Raw genomic sequence first — 16380 nt, forward strand, 5'->3', positions numbered from 1 at the left:
CTGAAGGTGCTTCATTGTTCATGGGCGTCACTTTTCTTTTCGCGCGAAAAGAAAAGTAACCAAAAGAAACGCGCCGCCAGGTCGCGAGCCGCCGCGCTTCGCACGTCGGTCCCCTGCGCTTCTCGGTGAATCAGGGGACGGTGCCGAACTCGCTGCGCTCAGACATCGGCACCTCTTCGCCCCTGATTCCCCTGCGATGCTCGGCTCGCTCAAGGCGGACCCAAGGTCAAGAGCCACAGCTGCACGACGATGCTTGGTAGTGCCGGGTCCGGCGAGCGAAGCGACCGCTTCTGCCTTTGATCTTGGATCCGCCTTGAGCGAGCCGAGCACCGCAGGTCCGGCGAGGGCGAAGAGGCGCGGGTGTCTGAGCGCAGCGAGTTCCCGCGCCGTCCCTCGACGGGCCGAGGAGCGCAGGGTACCGGCGCGCAGCGCCGGCTCGCGACCGGCGGAACGTTTCTTTTGGTTACTTTTCTTTGCGTACAAAGAAAAGTAACGCCCATGAACAGTGACGTACCTTCAGCACGCGCAACGCGCAGCAAGCCAGGCTCCTACCGCACCGGCACCGGAATATTGCAGAGATCGATATGCCCCGCCGGGCGCTTGTAGAAATCATCCACGCGGTTGCGCCGCGCCTCCACCGTATCGGCGAAGGTCTTCGAGTCGGTACGCAGTACCTGGATCGGTGTGCGCTCGGCCGCCGGCACGTCGCTGGCACGGCGGATCGACACGATCGGCGTGCGCAGCTTCGGGTCGGTGTAGAAGCCCATCGGCGCCGGTCCGCGCGGGGTCGCGCTGAGCAGTTCCATGCCCTTCAGCACGCGGCCGACCAGGGTGATGTTGCGGTCGAGCTGACGCGGTGACTGGCCGGTCACCACGTAGAGTTCGGCACCGATGCTGCTGTCCTCTTCGTTGCTGCGGCCGGCGCCCAGCATGCCGTAGCAATGTGCCAGCCAGGCCTTGCCGGCCTGCGGGTCCTGGCCGACCGGGAAGCCGTCGACGAAACCGGTCTGCGCGGCCCAGCCATCGCGATCCGGCAGCACGCTGACCTTCAGGCCAGCGCTGGCGCGCTCGAATTCAGCCGGCAGCTTGCGCGCGGCGCTGCCGAACGGCTTGGCCTTGGCCGCGTCATCGGCGTCGGCATCGCCGAACTGCACCACGAAGTTGTCCTGAGAGCGGTAGATGCTGGTGCCGTCCCAGAAGTGCTCGTGGGCGAAGGTCTGGATGTTGGCGACATGGCGCGGGGCGAACTGCGGCGCCAGCTCGATGATCACGCGCCCGGCCGGCAGGTCCATGTACAGCAGGTTGGCCGGGGCCGGCGTGCGCCAGTCGCTGGCCGGCGAGGCGTCCAAGATCTGCTGCGGGCTGCGGTAAGGCGAGGCCGCGCTGGCCATGGCGGGCAGCAGGCAGGCGAGGGCGAGGGCGGTCAGGGCAAGGCGACGGCGGTGCGGCATGGGAACCCCGGAACATGAACGAGGCTTCGATTCTGCGCGAGCAATCCGGTCACGCCAACCGGCAGAGTGACTAACGACACATTCGCTATACCGAACTTCGCACTACTGTGGACTTCAACGTAGTGGAGGACCGGCCATGTCCGAGGACGATGTCCACCTGAAGAAGTTCCAGAAGGAGCTCAGCGCCGGAACCGTGTCGCTGGCCCTGCTGGCGGTGCTGGCCCGGGCCGGGGAGCCGCTGTACGGCTATCTCATTGCCAAGGAGCTGGAGCGGGTGGGCGAGGGCGTGCTGAGCGGCAAGCAGAGCGCGCTGTACCCGGTGCTGCGCAACCTGGAGGGCGCCGGGCTGCTGGAAAGCCATGTGGAGCCATCCAGCAGTGGTCCGCCCCGGCGCTACTACCGCATCAATGAACGTGGCCGCGAGGTGCTGGCGCAGTGGCGCCAGGCGTGGCAGGCCACCCGTGATTCCGTCGATTCCGTGTTGGAGGGGGTACCGCAATGAACGACCCGAGCCTGGCAGGCCGCGCCCTGCCGACCACCATTCCGCAGTACCTGGCGCAGCTGCGCGCTGCGCTGGAAGGTGCCGATCCGGCGATGGTGCAGGACGCGTTGTACGACGCCGAGGAATACCTGCGCTCGGAGCTGGCCGCGCAGCCCGGCCGCAGCGAGGCCGAGGTGATCGCCGACGTTGCCGGCAGCTATGGCGCGCCGGACGAAGTGGCCGACATCTACCGCGAGACCGAAGTGACAGTGAACCGCGCGCTGCGCACGCCGCGTGCGGATACCGCGCCGGTGCTGCGTGCGGCGGCGGAAGCCAGTGGCGTCGAGCCGGCCTCACCGCCGCCGGCGCCGGTGCAACGCTCGCTGCTGGCGCGCTTCTTCGGCGTGGTGGCCGATCCGCATACCTATGGCGCGCTGTTCTACATGCTGCTGTCGCTGGCCACCGGCATTTTCTTCTTCACCTGGGTGGTGACCGGCCTGTCGCTCTCGCTCGGCCTGTTGATCCTGATCGTCGGCATTCCGCTGACCGTGCTGTTCTTCGGCTCGGTGCGCGGGCTGGCGCTGCTGGAAGGGCGGCTGGTGGAAGCATTGCTGGGCGAGCGCATGCCGCGCCGTCCGCGCTACACCGACCGCAGCCGCACGTGGCTGCAGCGCATCGGCGACATGTTCACCGATGGCCGTACCTGGCTGACCCTGCTGTACTTCGTGCTGATGCTGCCGCTGGGCGTGATCTACTTCACCATCGCGGTGACGCTGCTGTCGCTGTCGCTGAGCCTGATCTGGGCGCCGGTTGCGGCGATCTTCAGTGGCGACATCCCGGGTGTGTACATCAACGACGTGAATGTACTGCCGATGGCGGCCTCGCCGCTGGTGGCGATCGCGGTTGCCGCGGCGGGCGCGCTGCTGCTGCTGCTGACGATGCACCTGGCACGCGGCATCGGCAAGCTGCACGGGCTGATCGCCAAGAACCTGCTGGTGCGGTTGTAATGGTCAGGGGTCGGATCCCTGTTCGGAGAACAGGGCTCTGACCCCGGATCCCATCATGCTGGGTCAGAGCCCTTTCCGTTGGAAAGGGATCCGACCCCACGGCGGGGAGTTACCCCGCCTTTCGCCGCAACGGAGTGACGTTGCTCTTCTTCTTCGTGGCCTTCGCCGCAGGTGCTTCGGCATGCGCGGCGAAGAAGTCGCGCACCTTCGGATACACCACCTCGCGCCAGCGACGGCCGCTGAAGATGCCGTAGTGGCCGGCGCCTTCGACGATGAAATGCTCGCGGCGGTCAGTAGCAATGCCGGTGCACAGCGCCTGCGCTGCTTCGGTCTGGCCAAGGCCGGCGATATCGTCCAGTTCGCCCTCGATGCTCAGCAGCGCGGTATCGCGGATCGCCGACGGGTCGACCTTCTCGCCGTTGACCACCCACTCGCCACGCGGCAGCAGGAAGTCCTGGAACACCACGCGGATGGTATCCAGGTAGTACTTGGCCGGCATGTCCAGCACCGCGTTGTACTCGTCGTAGAAGCGACGGTGCGCGTCGGCGTCTTCCAGGTCGCCCTTGACCAGGTCGGTGTAGAAATCCCAGTGCGAACTGAAGTGGCGGCTGGGGTTCATCGACAGGAAGCCGGCGTGCTGCAGGAAGCCCGGATACACGCGGCGGCCGGCGCCGGGATAGCTGGCCGGCACGGTGTGGATGACGTTGTTCTCGAACCACGACAGCGGGTTCTGCGTGGCCAGGTTGTTCACCGCGGTCGGGCTGCAGCGCGCATCGATCGGGCCGCCCATCATCACCAGGGTGCGCGGAGTCGGCTCGCCACGGCTGGCCATCAGTGAAACCGCGGCCAGCACCGGTACCGTCGGCTGGCACACGCTGACCACGTGCAGGCGTTCGACGCCCAGATGGCGGATGAACTCCTGGATGTAGGCGATGTAGTCGTCCAGGCCGAACTCGCCTTCGTTGGCCGGCACCATGCGCGCGTCCACCCAGTCGGTGACGTACACACGGTGGTCGCGCAGCAGCGTGCGCACCGTATCGCGCAGCAGCGTGGCGTGGTGCCCGGACAGCGGTGCCACCACCAGCACGAACGGCTGGTTGAGCATGGTGTGCAGCTGGTCGGCTTCATTGCTGTGGCGCTTGAAGCGCAGCAGCTTGCAGAACGGCTTGCTCACTTCCTCGTGCACGACGATCGGCACGCGCTCGCCGTCGACCTCGATTTCGTTGATGCCCCACTCGGGCTTCTCGTAATCCTTGCCGATGCGGTGGAACAGCTCATTGACCGCCGCCAGGCGATCAGCGCCGGGCATCTGCGACCACCAGTGGCCCGGGTTGGCGAAGAATCTGGCGTTGGCCTGGGCCTGGTGCACCCAGGGGGCGAGCAGGTTGCGGGTCAGTTCGTGCAGTTGATAGAGCATGACGACCGAATATGTATGGTCATATGTTGCCGCGCAGCATATCCCATCCGGGTGTCCCGCAGGTTAAGTTGGCTGAAAATAATGAATCCGGATTCACATCCGTTCCAGCGCGGCGGCATCGCCTGCCAGGGCGGGGCCCAGCCAGCAGTGCGACCCTACCGGCTGCAGGCCGTGCCGGGCCAGCGTCCGCCGATACCAGCGTGCTGGGCGGGCCTGGAAGCCGTCGTGGTCGCCTTCGAACGCGTCCTCGGCGGCGAAGGTCTCCAGGAAGGCCACACCGCCGGTCAGCTCGGCCACGCCGGCCAGGCCGGCGCGCAGCTCGCGGTCGGGCACGTAGTGCATCACGTCCGAACACACCAGCAGGTCGACCGGGGCGCAGGGCCGCAGCCAGGCGAAGTCGCCGAAGCTGGCCAGGTGCAGGTTGCGGGTGCGGCCGTAGCGGCGCACAGCGTACTCGCTGCTGTCGAAGCCCAGGTATTCGACCTTCGGACGCAGCTTCAGCAGCGGTGCGCGCCAGGCGCCTTCGCCGCAGCCGATGTCCAGCACACTGCGGATCGGTCGTTCCAGGTAGTACTCGGCACTGGCCACGGCCAACGCGACCTTGCGCGCCAGGCGGGCGCTGCCGCCGATGTCGGCGCGGCGGTACCAGCGTTGGAAGTAGGCGGCGTCGTAGGTCTTGTCCATGGGGCGGTGCGCGGTCGGGGGAAACGGCGCCTATCGTACGGCGTTGCGCCCCCGGGTGTGGCGGACCCGCAGTAGAGCCACGCCACGCATGGCTGTCCTGATGCGGCGATTGGACGCGGCAGCCACCCATGAGGTGGCTCTACTGCGACAATAGGCGCCCATCTACGCCAGCCGCCGGAGCGAGCGCATGCAGAGCTACTACTGGGTCAAGACCTTCCACATCGTGTTCGTGGTGGCGTGGATGGCCACGGTGTTCTACCTGCCGCGCATCCTGGTCAACCTGGCCGAGACCGCAGGCCAGCCGGCGGTGACCGAGCGCCTGCAGCTGATGGGCCTGCGCCTGTACCGTTTCGGCCACTCGATGTTCGGCCTGGCCTTTGTGCTGGGCCTGGTGCTGTGGCTGGGCTACAAGGTCATCCCGGATTTCCCGACCATGGTCGCGCCGGGCGGCGCTGGCTGGCTGCACGCCAAGCTGGGCCTGGTGGTGGTGCTGCTGGTGTATTTCAGCTGGATCGGCCGTCTGTTGAAGGGCGTGTCCAAGGGCAGGGCGCTGCCGTCGTCGCGCGCGCTGCGCTGGATCAACGAGATCCCGCTGCTGGCGTTCATTCCGATCGTGTGGCTGGTGCTGGCCAAGCCGTTCTGAACGGGGCGCGCAGCGCATCGCACAGATGCATCCACGCATGGCGTGGATCTACTGGGTGCAGCTGTGGCTTTTGATGTTCAGGTCCGCCATGAGCGAGCCGAGCATCGCAGGTGATACAGGGGCGAAGAGGCGCCGATGTCTGAGCGCAGCGAGTTCGGCGCCGTCCCCTGATTCACCGAGAAGCGCAGGGAACCGGTGCGTGGCACCGGCTCGCGTTCGGCGGCGTGTTCTTTGGTTACTTTCTTGCACGAGCAAGAAAGTAACAAGCCGATGAATCAGGCTGCTTCGTACGTGCCGTAACTGCGCAGGCGCGTGTAGCGCTGCTCCAGCAGTTGCTCGGTGGAGAGCTTTTCCAGCGCGTCCAGCTCGTTCAGCAGCACGGCCTTCAGGCGCTTGGCCATCTGGGTCGGGTTGCGGTGGGCGCCACCGGTCGGCTCGCGCACGACCTTGTCGACCAGGCCCAGGCTCTTCAGGCGCGGGGCGGTCAGGCCCAGTTGCTCGGCCGCTTCCTTGGCCTTGCCCGCGTCCTTCCACAGGATCGAGGCGCAGCCTTCCGGGGTGATGGTCGAGTACACCGCGTATTCCAGCATCACGGTGCGGTCGCCCACGCCCAGTGCCAACGCACCGCCGGAGCCGCCTTCACCGATCACGGTGCAGATGATCGGCACCTTCAGCTCGGCCATCTCGATCAGGTTGCGCGCGATCGCTTCGGACTGGCCGCGCGACTCGGCGTCGATGCCCGGCCAGGCGCCGGCGGTGTCGATCAGGGTCAGCACCGGCAGGCCGAAGCGCTCTGCCATCTTCATCAGGCGCAGCGCCTTGCGGTAACCCTCCGGCTTGGGCATGCCGAAGTTGCGCTTGATCTTTTCCTTGGTGTCGCGGCCCTTCTGGTGGCCGATCACCATTACCGCGCGGCCATTGATGCGGGCCAGGCCGCCCATGATCGCCTTGTCGTCGGCGAAGGCGCGGTCACCGGCCAGCTCCTGGAACTCATCGAACATGACGCGGATGTAGTCGGCGGTGTACGGACGCGACGGGTGCCGGGCCAGCTGCAGCACCTGCCACGAGGTCAGGTTGCGGAAGATCTGCGCGGTGCGCATGCGCAGCTTGTCCTGCAGCGCGTGCACTTCCGCCTCGACATTGACCGCCGGCCCGGCACTGGCGTTGCGCAGTTCCTGGATCTTGGCTTCCAGGTCGGCGATGGGTTGCTCGAAGTCGAGGTAGTTCGGATTCATCGGAAGCCGTCGTGTAAAGAAGGGGGCAATTCTAGCCGAATGCGTGCAAACCACCCGTACGCCTTCGTCTGGAAGGCGACGGTAGCGCAGCCGGGCAGGCGGCGCCAGTCAGCTCAGGGCACCACCAGGGCGCTGCGGCCCATCAACTGGCTGCGCCGGGAAACGAAGTCGTTGTAGGCCTCGTTAGCCTCCCGGCCCAGGCCGCTGCCCAGGGTGGCGGTGGCCGAGGTGAAGGCCATCTGCGCAGCGAAGTCCTGCTTGCGCAGGGCCTTCTGTTCATCGGCGGTGGTGGCCTTCAGCCATCGCGCGTAGACCTCGCGAAGCGGCGCGGCATGCGCCTCGAAGGCCGGTGCCAGCGCCGGCAGGCTGGCCGGTGCCGGTTCAAGGCTGTATGCCGGGGCCACGTAGCCGGCCGGCTGTTCGCGCTTGAACGCGCCCGGCTCGCCCATGCCTTCCTCGACGTAGGCGATGAAATCCGGTGCCGTGAACACCTTGGCGACGATCTGGCCACCACTGGAATCGACGTGGGCGACCACCTTTTCCTTCGGGAAGGGTTCGCGCACGCCGTAGGTCCAGGTCTTGTCGATGAACAGTTCGTGGGTCTTCTCGAACGGGCCCTCGAAGTCGACGCCGCCCAGCTCGATGCCGGCCTTGCCGGTGCCGAAGTTCTTCAGCTTGCTCTCGTCGGTGACATAAACCTCGCGTGCGATCACGTACTCGCTCAGGGTCGGGTTGATCAGGCCGCCGCGGCCATCGACGTAGACGATGAAGCGCACATCGCCGAGCGTGTCGGTGTGCAGGCGATGCTCGCCCACGGCCAGCGAAACTGGGCGCGAGCCGTGCGCGGCGACCGGCAGGTCCTTGCCATCGATGCTCAGCGCCAGCGGCGTGTCGGTCGGATTGTCGATCTGGAACTCGATCTTCGACGGCGAGCAGGCGGCCAGCGCCAGTGCGGCAACGAACGGGAACAGCAGGGTCTTCATCGGCAATCGTCCTTGATGACTGGAACGGGAAAACAGGAACACGAAGCAGCCAGCCTCAGCTGGCCCACGGCGGGCTGTAGCGCACCTTCAGCGTGCGTACGGCCGGGTCGGCGCGCAGCGCCTCCATCAGCTTGGAATCGATGCGCACTGCGCTCTGCCCGGAGACATCCAGCATGCCGGCGACACCGCCGTGCGGGCCCTTCAGCAGCAGGTCCAGGCGCAGCGGCGTGCGCCCCGGGCGATGGCGGTCGAGCAGGGCATTGATGCGCTCCCAGACCGGGCGCTGCTGGCGCAGGTCCAGGCGCAGCGACAGCCGCGTGGCGTAGTTGGCGCACACTTCGTCGAAGTCCCAGCACTGGCGGATGCGCAACGCGAAGCCGCCGTTGAATTCGTCCTCACGCAGGCCGCCCTTGACCACCAGGATGCGGTCCTTGGTCATCAGGTGGCCGAACTCGGCCATCGCATCGGAGAACGCGCTGCACTCCACCCGGCCGCGACCGTCCTCCAGCTGGATGAAGATCTGGCTTTCGCCCTTGCGGCGCACGCCGACCACCTGGCCGGCCAGCACGGTCTGCACTTCCGGGCGCCAGCGCTTCTCGCCGCCACCGCCGCCGCCGCTGTTGGCGCTCCAGATTTTCTCCACCGAACCCAGGTCGTTGCCTACCAGATCGCGCACATCGTCGCGCCAGGGATCGAACGGGTGGCCGCTGAGGTAGAAGCCCAGCGTGTCGCGCTCGCCGTTGAGGCGCTGAAGCAGCGGCCATTCTTCGGCTTCCGGCAGGTCCAGCTGGATCGAAACGGTGCTCGGATCGGGCCCGCCAAACAGCGAATTCTGCCCGGACGCACGCTCGCGTGCCATCTGGTCGGTGGCCTTGATCACTTCCGGCAGCTGCAGCATCAGCGAGGCACGGTTGCGGCCGAGTTCATCGAGCGCGCCACAGTTGATCATCGCTTCCAGCGTGCGCCGGTTGAGCTTGGCCGAGCCGACACGGGTGCAGAAGTCCAGCAGATCCTTGAACGGTCCGCCCTTCAGTCGTTCCTCGACCACCGCTTCGCAGGCGCCCTGGCCGACGCCCTTGATCGCGCCCAGACCGTACTGGATCGTGTCCGGTGTGACCGCTTCGAACATGAAGGCCGACTGGTTCACCTTCGGCGGCAGCACGGTCAGGCCGAGGTTGCGCACCTCGTCGAGGAAGCCGACCACCTTGTCGGTGTTGTCCAGGTCCGAAGACAGCGTGGCCGCCATGAACTCGGCCGGGTAATGGCGCTTCAGCCAGGCGGTCTGGTAGCTGACCAGTGCGTATGCAGCGGCGTGCGACTTGTTGAAGCCATAGCCGGCGAACTTCTCCATCAGGTCGAAGATTTCGTCGGCCTTGGGGCCATCGACGCCGCCCTTGGCTGCACCTTCGCGGAAGATCTCGCGGTGCTTGGCCATTTCCGCCGGCACCTTCTTGCCCATCGCGCGTCGCAGCAGGTCAGCGCCGCCCAGCGAGTAGCCGCCGACGATCTGCGCCATCTGCATCACCTGCTCCTGGTACACCATGATGCCGTAGGTGTCCTTCAGAATCGCTTCGGTGCGCGGATCGGGATAGATGATCTCTTCCTGGCCGTGCTTGCGCGCGTTGAAGGAGGGAATCAGGTCCATCGGGCCGGGGCGATACAGCGACACCAGCGCGATCAGGTCTTCGAAGCGGTCGGGGCGCGCGTCCTTCAGCAGGCGGCGCATGCCCGAGGATTCGAACTGGAACACCGCGCCGGTGTTGCCGTTGGCGAAGATGTCCTTGTAGGTGGGCGCATCGTCGAGCGGGATCGCGGCAATGTCGACCGGCGGAATGCCCGCGCGTTCGTGGCGCTTGTTGATCGCCTTCACTGCCCAGTCGATGATGGTCAGCGTGCGCAGGCCGAGGAAGTCGAACTTCACCAGGCCCACTTCTTCCACGTCGTTCTTGTCGAACTGGGTGACCGGATTCTTGCCGAGCCCATTTTCGTCGTGTTCGGCGTACAGCGGGCAGAACTCGCTCAGCGGCTCGGGCCCGATCACCACGCCACCGGCGTGCTTGCCGGCGTTGCGGGTCAGGTCTTCCAGCTGCAGCGCCAGATCGATCAGGTCGCGGACATCGTCCTCGGTTTCATAGCGCTGGATCAGTTCGGCCGAGGCCATTTCCGAGCTCGGGCCTTCCTTGCCCTTGCCCAGCGCATCCTTCAGGTGGATGCCCAGGATGTTCGGGATCAGCTTGGAAACACCGTCGACCAGGCCATACGGGAAGCCGAGCACGCGGCCGGAGTCGCGCACCACCGCCTTGGCGGCCATGGTGCCGTAGGTGATGATCTGGCTGACGCGCTCGCGCCCGTACTTGCGCGCGACGTAGTCGATCACCTCGTCGCGGCGGTCCATGCAGAAGTCGATGTCGAAGTCGGGCATCGACACGCGTTCCGGGTTCAGGAATCGCTCGAACAGCAGGTTGTACGGCAGCGGGTCCAGATCGGTGATCTTCAGCGCCCAGGCCACCAGCGAGCCGGCACCCGAGCCGCGGCCGGGACCGATCGGGATGCCCTGGTTCTTGCCCCACTGGATGAAGTCGGCCACGATCAGGAAGTAGCCGGGGAAGCCCATCTTGATGATGGTGTTGAGCTCGAACTCCAGGCGCTCGAAGTACTCCTCACGGGTCTTGCCCGGCGCCAGCGGATTCTTCTCCAGGCGCTCTTCCAGGCCGTCGCGCGACATCTTCTGGATCCAGGTGTCCAGGGTCTCGTCGTCGGGCACCGGGTAGTTGGGCAGGAAGTAGGTGCCCAGCCGCATCTCGATGTTGCAGCGCTCGGCCAGCGCCAGCGTGTTGTCGATCGCATCGGGGATGTCGGCGAACAGCGCGCACATCTCCTCGGCCGACTTCAGGTACTGCTGGTCGCTGTACTCGCGCGGACGCTTGGGATCGTCCAGCACGCGGCCGGTGGAAATGCACACGCGCGCTTCGTGCGCGCTGAAATCCGACGGCGACAGGAAGCGCACGTCATTGCTGGCGACCACCGGCAGGCCGCGCTGGCCGGCAGCCATCAGCGCGAACTGGTTGAAGCTTTCCTCGCCCTCGCGGCCGGTACGGGTCAGCTCCAGGTGCAGGCCATCGCCGAACACGCGCTGCCAGTCGGCCAGCTGCTGCTCGGCCAGTTCATGCTTGCCGTCCAGTGCCAGGCGCCCGGCCAGGCTCTGCCGGCCGGCCAGCGCGAACAGGTTGGCATTGCCGGCCTTCAGCCAGTCCGGGTGGATGGCCACGCCGCCTTCCGGGCGATGGCCCTCCATCCAGGCGCGGGTCAGCAGCCGTGACAGGCTCAGGTAGCCCTCGCGGTCGCGGCACAGCAGGGTCATCCGCCACGGGTCCTGGCCTTCCTCGGCGATCAGCACGTCGGCACCGGCGATCGGCTTGATGCCCACGCCTTCGGCGGCCTTGTAGAACTTGACCAGGGCGAACAGGTTGTTGAGATCGGTCACCGCCAGCGCAGGCAGGCCGAGCTCGACCGAGCGCGACAGCAGGTTGGCCTGCTTGGCCTTCTTCGGGTCCGCCTGGTCCGGCTTGGCCGGCACGCGGATGGTCGAGTCCGCCAGCGAGAACTCGGTGTGGACGTGGAGATGTACGAAGCGGGAGTTGGACATGCCGGACCAGGTTGGAGCGCGCGGGCCCCGGGTGCTGACGGAGGTTCGTCGCCGGGGTCGGGAAGCGCTGGAATGCCCGGTCAGGGTAGCGAGGGCAGGGGGTTGCCACAAGGCTTGACAGGGGCACGGCGTGGCGCCGGATTCAGGCGTGCGGGAGGCCGCCTCCTGTAGCGCCGAGCAGGCTCAGGCGATGGCCGCGACAGCCGGCGCTTCCAGGCACTCGCGCACCGGGGCGAAGCTGCGCCGGTGCTCCACGCAGGGGCCGTGCTCGCGCAGGGCGGCCAGGTGGGCCGGAGTGCCATAGCCCTTGTGCTGCTCGAACCCATACTGGGGGTGGCGGGCGTGCACGTCCTGCATGTAGCGATCGCGCGAGACCTTGGCCAGGATCGAGGCGGCCATGATCGCGCGGTCGATGCCATCGCCGCCGACCAGCGCCTGCGCCGGCAGTACCAGGCCCTTGGGTACCACGTTGCCGTCGATGCGGGCGAAGCCGGCCACGTGGGCGACCGCTGCAACGACGTCACGCATGCCCTGCAGGGTGGCCTGGTAGATGTTCAGGCGGTCGATGGTGTCCACGTCCACCAGCACCACATGCCAGGCCAGGGCGCGCTCGACGATGCGGTCATGCAGCTGCTCGCGGCGGGCAGCGGTCAACTGCTTGGAATCATCCAGGCCGTTGATCCGTGGCCGTGACGGATCGAATACCACCGCCGCCACCGCCACCGGCCCGGCCAGCGGGCCACGCCCGGCCTCGTCGACACCGGCGACCAGGCGCTCCGGCTCGACCACTGCCGTACCGTCGAACAGGGCCAGGCTTGCTGCTGCGGCGTGGCGGCGGCTCATGCCTGCGCCTGGTCGCGCATCAGCAGCTCGCCGACGGCATCGGCGGCACGCGCCGAGGCGTTGCGTCGCAGTCGCTCGTGCAGGCGCACATAAGTGTCCTGCAGGTCGATCACCCGCTGCGGGTGGTCGAACCACTGCTGGATGGCCGCGGCCAGCCTGTCCGGCGTGCAGTCGTGCTGCATCAGCTCCGGTGCCAGGTCCTGGCCGGCCAGGATGTTGGGCAGGGCGAAGCGGTCGACCTTGATCAGGCCAAGCGCCTTGACCAGTCGATAGGTCAGTTCGTTGACGCGGTAACCGACCACCATCGGCCGCTTCACCAGCATGGCTTCCAGGGTCGCGGTGCCGGAGGCCAGCACCACCACGTCGGCGGCGATCATCGCGTTGCGCGCCTGGCCGTCAAGCACGTGCGAGTAGGCCACCGGCAGCGCCGAGCGCGACAGCTGTTCTTCGATCAGCTGCCTGCAGGCCGGGTTGGCGGCAGGCACCACCACATGCAGGCCCGGAATGCGTTCGGAGACCTGCCAGGCGGCTTCGAAGAACGGTTCGCCCAGGCGCGAGATCTCGCCGAGGCGGCTGCCCGGCAACACCGCCAGCACCTTGGCCGAGGCCGGCAGGCCGAGCGCGGCGCGTGCTTCCTCGCGGTTGCCTTGCAGCGGAATGTCATCGGCCATCGGGTGGCCGACGAAGCGCGCGTCGATGCCGAGCCGGGCATAGATCGGCGGCTCCATCGGGAACAGGCACAGCACCAGGTCGGCGCTGCTGCCGATTTTCTCGGCGCGCTTTTCGCGCCAGGCCCAGACCGACGGGCTGACGTAATGCACGGTGCGCACGCCACGCTGCTTCAGCCAGCGCTCGATGCCCAGGTTGAAGTCGGGGGCGTCGATGCCGATGAACACGTCCGGCTGCCAGTCCAGCGCACGCTGGCGGAACGCCGAGCGCAGCTTGAGCAGGCGCGGCAGGTGGCGCAGCACTTCGGTCAGGCCCATCACCGCCAGCTCGCTGGCATCGTGCCAGGTCTGGCAGCCGGCGCTGCGCATGGCGTCGCCACCGATACCGGCGAACTCGGCATTCGGGAAGCGCGCCTTCAGTTCACGCACCAGGCCCGCACCGAGCAGGTCGCCGGAGGCTTCACCGGCAACCAGCGCGATCCGCAACGGGCGCTCGCTGAGCACCCGCTGCGCGGGAACGCTGCCGGCCATCGAGGCAAGCGGGATCACCGCGGCGCCGGCCGGCGCCTGGCCGGTCGAGCTGCTCATCGCAGCAGGGGCCTCTCGGCGTGCTCGATGAAGTCCAGCATCGCCTTCACGTCGTCGCTGTCACGCGCCTGTTCGGTCAGCTGCACCTTGGCCTCTGCCAGCGGCAGGCCCGCGACGTACAGCGTGCGGTACGCACGCTTGATGGCCGAAATGCGGTCAGCGTCAAAGCCGCGCCGCTTCAGGCCTTCGCTGTTGATGCCACGCGGGCGTCCCAGCGAATCGGTGCCGACCATGGTGAACGGCGGTACGTCACCATTGGTCAGCGCGCCCATGCCGAGGAAGGCATGCGCGCCGATGCGGCAGAACTGGTGGGCACCGGCGAAGCCGCTGATGATCACGTAGTCGCCCACGGTCACATGGCCGGCCAGGGTGGTGTTGTTGGAGAACACGCAGAAGTTGCCGACATGGCAGTCGTGTGCCACGTGCGTGTAGGCCAGCATCCAGTTGTCGTTGCCGATGGTGGTGATGCCGCCGCCGCCGCCGGTGCCACGGTTGAGCGTGACGAACTCGCGGAACACGTTGCGATCGCCGATCACCAGTTCGGTGCGCTCGCCGCCGAACTTCTTGTCCTGCGGCTCGCCACCGATCGCGGCATGGCCGACGAAGCGGTTGTCGCGGCCGATCCGGGTCGGGCCGTGGATGCTGCAATGGGGGCCCACCACCGTGCCGGCACCGATTTCAACGTCGGGGCCGATCAGGGTGAAGGCGCCCACCTGGACATCGTCAGCCAGGCGTGCGGCCGGGTCGATGACGGCGGTAGGGTGGATCCGCGGTGCGTTGTCAGTCATTGCTGCCTCCAGTGGATCAGCCCTTGGCGCCGGCACACATGACCTCGGCCGACGCGACGACTTCGCCGTTGACCTTGGCTTCGCCGTAGTACCAGCCCATGTTGCGGATCAGGCGCTTCATCTGCACGTCCAGCATCAGCACGTCACCGGGCACGACCTGCTTGTTGAAGCGGGCGTTTTCCACCTTGACCATGTAGAACAGCTTGGACTGCGCATCGCGGCCGAGCGTGAGCTGGGTCATGACGCCGCCAGCCTGCGCCAGCGCTTCGATGATCAGCACCCCGGGCATGATCGGGCGGCCCGGGAAGTGGCCCTGGAAGAACGGCTCGTTGATGCTGACGTTCTTCTGCGCCAGGATCCGCTTGGCCTCGACGTCGAGTTCAAGCACCCGGTCCACCAGCAGGAACGGGTAGCGGTGCGGAAGCAGTTCCTGGATCTGGCAGACGTCGATCGGAAGCTGCAGCGAATCGTTCATTCTTTCTCCTTGCCAGCAGCCAGAACGCGGCGAGCCAATGCGTCCAGCTGCTTGAAGCGCGCGGCGTTCTTGCGCCACGTGCGGTTGTCGGTCAATGGGGTGCCGGACGAATACTCGCCCGGCTCATGGATGGAGTTGCGGACCACCGACTTGCCGGTGATCACGACCTTGTCGCAGATCTCGAGGTGGCCGACCACGCCAACGTGGCCGCCGAGGAGGCAGTAGCGGCCGATCTTGGCGCTGCCGGCGATGCCGGTGCAGCCGGCAATGGCCGAGTGCGCGCCGATCTGCACGTTGTGCGCGATCTGCACCAGGTTGTCCAGGCGCACGTCTTCGTCCAGCACGGTGTCTTCCAGCGCACCACGGTCGACGCAGGTGTTGGCGCCGATCTCGCAGTCATCGCCGATGCGGACGCCGCCGAGCTGCGGCACCTTGATCCACTTGCCGGCGTCCATCGCCAGGCCGAAGCCATCGGCGCCGAGTACGGCACCGGGATGCACGCGCACGCGCTTGCCCAGCGTGACCCGGGTGACCAGGGTCACGCGGGCGATCAGCTCACAGCCGGTATCCAGGCTGCAGTCCTCGCCGATCACGCTGCCGGTGCCGATGATGCAGTTCTCACCGACGACGCTGCGCGCACCGACCGAGACGAACGGGCCGATATGGGCGCTGGCGGCGACCTGGGCGCTGGGATCGATCACTGCGCTGGGATGGATGCCCGGCGGGCGGGTCGGCGCGATGTCGAACAGCGCGGCAATCTTGGCGAATGCGGTGTACGGGTCCTTGGCGACGAGCGCGGCGCCGGGGGCGGCGTCGACGTCATCGGCACGCAGGACCACCAGCGAAGCCCGGCTGTCGGCCAGCTGGACGCGATAGCGGGGGTTGGCAAGGAAGGTCAGCTGGCCAGGACCGGCATGTGCGAGGGTAGCCACGCCATGGATGGCGGTAGCGGGATCGCCATGGACCTGCAGGCCGAACTGCTCGGCGAGTTGCTGGGCGGTGTAGGTGGGAGTATTCACGGCGGGAGTTTAACGTGTGGCGCCATTTCGGTCATGCGGTGGGGCATATGCAGCCAACGGCAGGGCCCCTCACGGCCGGCAGAGCCAGTGTCATGGGCTGGGTCGGACGGGGCGGGGCTGCGGGGGGCGGCGCAAGTACGTCCATGTAGCCTTGGTCGCCGCATCCATGCGGCTCACACCCCCGCAGCCCCACCCCGTCCGACCTCCGACGGCCTGGCGCGAGTGCCAGCCACGGAAAAACAGAAAAGATCAAAAGCAGAGCGGGCGCTTCCGGCATCTAGGCCAAACGAAAACGCCGGGCAGAGCCCGGCGCTTCGCACCCCGTCTGGTGGAGAGCCCCCCTTTGTTAAGGGGGGCGCGCCCCTGGGAATCGCAGGAGCGATTCCCAACGTTGCTATGCAACGGCCCGAAGGGCGCATGCCATGGATGGCATGCGTAGCGGCGCGGGGGAT

The 16380-nt window shown here is 67.1% G+C and carries 14 protein-coding genes; 3 read left to right on the forward strand and 11 right to left on the reverse strand.

Annotated elements, in window-relative coordinates:
- Nucleotides 1–548: 548 nt before the first annotated feature.
- Nucleotides 549–1451 (reverse strand): peptidylprolyl isomerase, encoded by a 903-nt coding sequence (locus ACSYHF_RS06420; RefSeq protein WP_447576185.1) that lies wholly within the window; start codon nucleotides 1449–1451, stop codon nucleotides 549–551.
- A gap of 136 nt (nucleotides 1452–1587) precedes the next feature.
- Between ACSYHF_RS06420 and ACSYHF_RS06425 the strand changes: the two genes are divergently transcribed.
- The gene (locus ACSYHF_RS06425; RefSeq protein WP_004150914.1) at nucleotides 1588–1953 is read left to right on the forward strand and encodes a PadR family transcriptional regulator; all 366 of its coding nucleotides are present in this window, start codon (nucleotides 1588–1590) and stop codon (nucleotides 1951–1953) included.
- A complete protein-coding gene (locus tag ACSYHF_RS06430; RefSeq protein WP_069137999.1) occupies nucleotides 1950–2939 on the forward strand; it encodes a sensor domain-containing protein in 990 nt (329 codons plus the stop codon). The genes ACSYHF_RS06425 and ACSYHF_RS06430 overlap by 4 nt, the downstream gene beginning before the upstream one ends.
- Nucleotides 2940–3048: 109 nt before the next feature.
- Here the strand turns inward: ACSYHF_RS06430 and ACSYHF_RS06435 are convergent, their stop codons facing one another.
- Nucleotides 3049–4356: a polyhydroxyalkanoate depolymerase gene (locus tag ACSYHF_RS06435; RefSeq protein WP_139726927.1), complete on the reverse strand. Its 1308-nt coding sequence runs from the start codon at nucleotides 4354–4356 to the stop codon at nucleotides 3049–3051.
- 93 nt (nucleotides 4357–4449) lie between these two features.
- Entirely contained in the window at nucleotides 4450–5040 is a 591-nt protein-coding gene (locus ACSYHF_RS06440; protein WP_005415837.1) for a class I SAM-dependent DNA methyltransferase, read from the reverse strand.
- A 187-nt stretch (nucleotides 5041–5227) separates the two neighbouring features.
- Between ACSYHF_RS06440 and ACSYHF_RS06445 the strand changes: the two genes are divergently transcribed.
- Entirely contained in the window at nucleotides 5228–5683 is a 456-nt protein-coding gene (locus tag ACSYHF_RS06445) for a CopD family protein (RefSeq protein ID WP_005415838.1), read from the forward strand.
- Between the two features lie 275 nt (nucleotides 5684–5958).
- On the opposite strand, the gene ACSYHF_RS06450 is transcribed toward ACSYHF_RS06445, so the two are convergent.
- From ACSYHF_RS06450 to lpxD, 8 genes are all read right to left on the reverse strand, one after another.
- Nucleotides 5959–6918: an acetyl-CoA carboxylase carboxyltransferase subunit alpha gene (locus tag ACSYHF_RS06450; protein ID WP_005415839.1), complete on the reverse strand. Its 960-nt coding sequence runs from the start codon at nucleotides 6916–6918 to the stop codon at nucleotides 5959–5961.
- Between the two features lie 113 nt (nucleotides 6919–7031).
- Complete coding sequence (locus ACSYHF_RS06455) at nucleotides 7032–7901, reverse strand: hypothetical protein (protein ID WP_447576186.1); 870 nt, start codon at nucleotides 7899–7901, stop codon at nucleotides 7032–7034.
- Between the two features lie 55 nt (nucleotides 7902–7956).
- Nucleotides 7957–11547: a DNA polymerase III subunit alpha gene (dnaE, locus tag ACSYHF_RS06460; RefSeq protein ID WP_111201421.1), complete on the reverse strand. Its 3591-nt coding sequence runs from the start codon at nucleotides 11545–11547 to the stop codon at nucleotides 7957–7959.
- A 183-nt stretch (nucleotides 11548–11730) separates the two neighbouring features.
- Nucleotides 11731–12390 (reverse strand): ribonuclease HII, encoded by a 660-nt coding sequence (locus tag ACSYHF_RS06465; protein ID WP_005415842.1) that lies wholly within the window; start codon nucleotides 12388–12390, stop codon nucleotides 11731–11733.
- On the reverse strand, nucleotides 12387–13589 hold the full coding sequence (gene lpxB / locus ACSYHF_RS06470) for a lipid-A-disaccharide synthase (protein ID WP_447576426.1): 1203 nt from the start codon (nucleotides 13587–13589) through the stop codon (nucleotides 12387–12389). Before lpxB ends, ACSYHF_RS06465 begins: the two co-directional genes overlap by 4 nt.
- Nucleotides 13590–13642: 53 nt before the next feature.
- Nucleotides 13643–14434, reverse strand: coding sequence for an acyl-ACP--UDP-N-acetylglucosamine O-acyltransferase (lpxA, locus tag ACSYHF_RS06475; protein ID WP_005415844.1), 792 nt, complete (start codon nucleotides 14432–14434; stop codon nucleotides 13643–13645).
- Nucleotides 14435–14450: 16 nt separating this feature from the next.
- On the reverse strand, nucleotides 14451–14909 hold the full coding sequence (fabZ, locus tag ACSYHF_RS06480; protein WP_005415845.1) for a 3-hydroxyacyl-ACP dehydratase FabZ: 459 nt from the start codon (nucleotides 14907–14909) through the stop codon (nucleotides 14451–14453).
- Complete coding sequence (lpxD, locus tag ACSYHF_RS06485; RefSeq protein ID WP_095378988.1) at nucleotides 14906–15928, reverse strand: UDP-3-O-(3-hydroxymyristoyl)glucosamine N-acyltransferase; 1023 nt, start codon at nucleotides 15926–15928, stop codon at nucleotides 14906–14908. The genes fabZ and lpxD overlap by 4 nt, the downstream gene beginning before the upstream one ends.
- Nucleotides 15929–16380 lie beyond the last annotated feature (452 nt).

This window comes from Stenotrophomonas maltophilia group sp. P373, from assembly GCF_053295075.1.

Bases quoted from the DNA above. Each gene is read 5' to 3' on its own strand.
- ACSYHF_RS06420 (WP_447576185.1), bottom strand. From the start codon at position 1,451: ATGCCGCACCGCCGTCGCCTTGCCCTGACCGCCCTCGCCCTCGCCTGC.
- ACSYHF_RS06425 (WP_004150914.1), top strand. From the start codon at position 1,588: ATGTCCGAGGACGATGTCCACCTGAAGAAGTTCCAGAAGGAGCTCAGC.
- ACSYHF_RS06430 (WP_069137999.1), top strand. From the start codon at position 1,950: ATGAACGACCCGAGCCTGGCAGGCCGCGCCCTGCCGACCACCATTCCG.
- ACSYHF_RS06435 (WP_139726927.1), bottom strand. From the start codon at position 4,356: ATGCTCTATCAACTGCACGAACTGACCCGCAACCTGCTCGCCCCCTGG.
- ACSYHF_RS06440 (WP_005415837.1), bottom strand. From the start codon at position 5,040: ATGGACAAGACCTACGACGCCGCCTACTTCCAACGCTGGTACCGCCGC.
- ACSYHF_RS06445 (WP_005415838.1), top strand. From the start codon at position 5,228: ATGCAGAGCTACTACTGGGTCAAGACCTTCCACATCGTGTTCGTGGTG.
- ACSYHF_RS06450 (WP_005415839.1), bottom strand. From the start codon at position 6,918: ATGAATCCGAACTACCTCGACTTCGAGCAACCCATCGCCGACCTGGAA.
- ACSYHF_RS06455 (WP_447576186.1), bottom strand. From the start codon at position 7,901: ATGAAGACCCTGCTGTTCCCGTTCGTTGCCGCACTGGCGCTGGCCGCC.
- dnaE (WP_111201421.1), bottom strand. From the start codon at position 11,547: ATGTCCAACTCCCGCTTCGTACATCTCCACGTCCACACCGAGTTCTCG.
- ACSYHF_RS06465 (WP_005415842.1), bottom strand. From the start codon at position 12,390: ATGAGCCGCCGCCACGCCGCAGCAGCAAGCCTGGCCCTGTTCGACGGT.
- lpxB (WP_447576426.1), bottom strand. From the start codon at position 13,589: ATGGCCGGCAGCGTTCCCGCGCAGCGGGTGCTCAGCGAGCGCCCGTTG.
- lpxA (WP_005415844.1), bottom strand. From the start codon at position 14,434: ATGACTGACAACGCACCGCGGATCCACCCTACCGCCGTCATCGACCCG.
- fabZ (WP_005415845.1), bottom strand. From the start codon at position 14,909: ATGAACGATTCGCTGCAGCTTCCGATCGACGTCTGCCAGATCCAGGAA.